This window comes from Methylobacterium crusticola (assembly GCF_003574465.1).
GTDB classification, from domain to species: domain Bacteria; phylum Pseudomonadota; class Alphaproteobacteria; order Rhizobiales; family Beijerinckiaceae; genus Methylobacterium; species Methylobacterium crusticola.
In genome coordinates this window covers 1-1209 of the sequence record NZ_KZ984694.1, presented here as the reverse complement: position 1 = coordinate 1209, position 1209 = coordinate 1, and the positions used below count along the sequence as shown (strand labels likewise).

Sequence of the window (1209 nt, the reverse complement as noted above, 5' to 3'; positions counted from 1 at the left end):
TGTCGAGGGCCGGCCACGGGCGCGCGGCCCCGGGCCCGGCCGGAGCGGCCGCCCCGGCGGGCCGGCCTTGCAGCACGGCCATCGCCTCGGCGAGCTTGCCGGCCTGGGTGAGACGGGTCACCTCGGCCATGTCGATCGTGGCGAACGCGGTCATCGTGCGGTCCTTCGTCGTGGGGGACAGGGGCTTCGGGTCCGCCGGCGTGGTCGCGCAGGGGGCGCCGGCTGGGACGGCAACCGGTGCGTCCATCCGCTCACCATCCAATAGGATGGTATTGAGATGGGGTGACGCAACGAGGCGCGCAAGGGCGGGTATCCGGGATGTTCGGGCCGGGGCCGCCGCGCGGGCGCTCGCCGAACCGCGTGACAGCGGCCCGCCGACGGAGCAGGGTGGGTGCGGCGGCCCGACGGGCGACGAACGGCCCGCGGCCGCCGGGGGCAGGCTCGGGGTGTGCCATGCCGCGCTACTTCTTCGACGTGCAGTCCCGTTCGGGGCTCGTGTGCCAGGACTTCCACGGGCTCGAGTGCCGCAACGACGCGGCGGCCCTGGCGGTGGCGCGCCACGGCGCCGGGTTCACCTCCCACGACGACTGCACCCGCAACCCGCAGCTCACGAGCTACCGCTTCGCCGTGACCGACGCGGAGCACCGGCCCCTGTTCACGGTCCCGTTCACGGAGCTGGAGCCGGACGCGCCCGCGAAGCCGCGGCGGCCCCGGGCGCCGCGGGCGTGAGGGGAGGCCGGCCGCCGATTGCGCACGAAAGTGCCGGCGCTGCCGGCCTGGCGCACAATTGTGCTTGTGGATGACGCGACCGGCCGCTAAGACCTTGCGCCCTGGACAGAAAAAAGGCCGCCNGCCCAAGGAGGGCGAGCACCGCCGCGACGCCATCGCGGCGGTGCATGTCTTCGTGTCCCACGCTGCACCGCACAACGCAATTGCCCAAAATGGGTAGTCAGCCATGCTTCGCCGGCATGGCGGGCGGGTCGCGACGCGTGCGCGGCGGGTCACGGGCTCCGGGCCGGCCCCGAGCGACGGCCGCCGGCGGCCGGCGGCCCGCCCGGCCTCGCGGCCCTTCCCGCGCCGAGGCCGCGGCCCGGCACGCGTCGAAATCCTCCGCACGGCCTCGCCCAGCCAGTCGTCGCTTGTCATGGCGACAGATGTTCTCGCCTCCCGCCCTGCGGCGTGCCGGGGCGCACCTTCGATCGCCAGAAC

Annotated in this window: 1 protein-coding gene; it reads left to right on the top strand. The window is 74.8% G+C overall.

Going from position 1 to position 1209, the window contains the following annotated elements:
* The first annotated feature begins 453 nt into the window (after positions 1-453).
* Positions 454-729: a DUF6894 family protein gene (locus tag DT057_RS05980; RefSeq protein ID WP_128561167.1), complete on the top strand. Its 276-nt coding sequence runs from the start codon at positions 454-456 to the stop codon at positions 727-729.
* Positions 730-1209 lie beyond the last annotated feature (480 nt).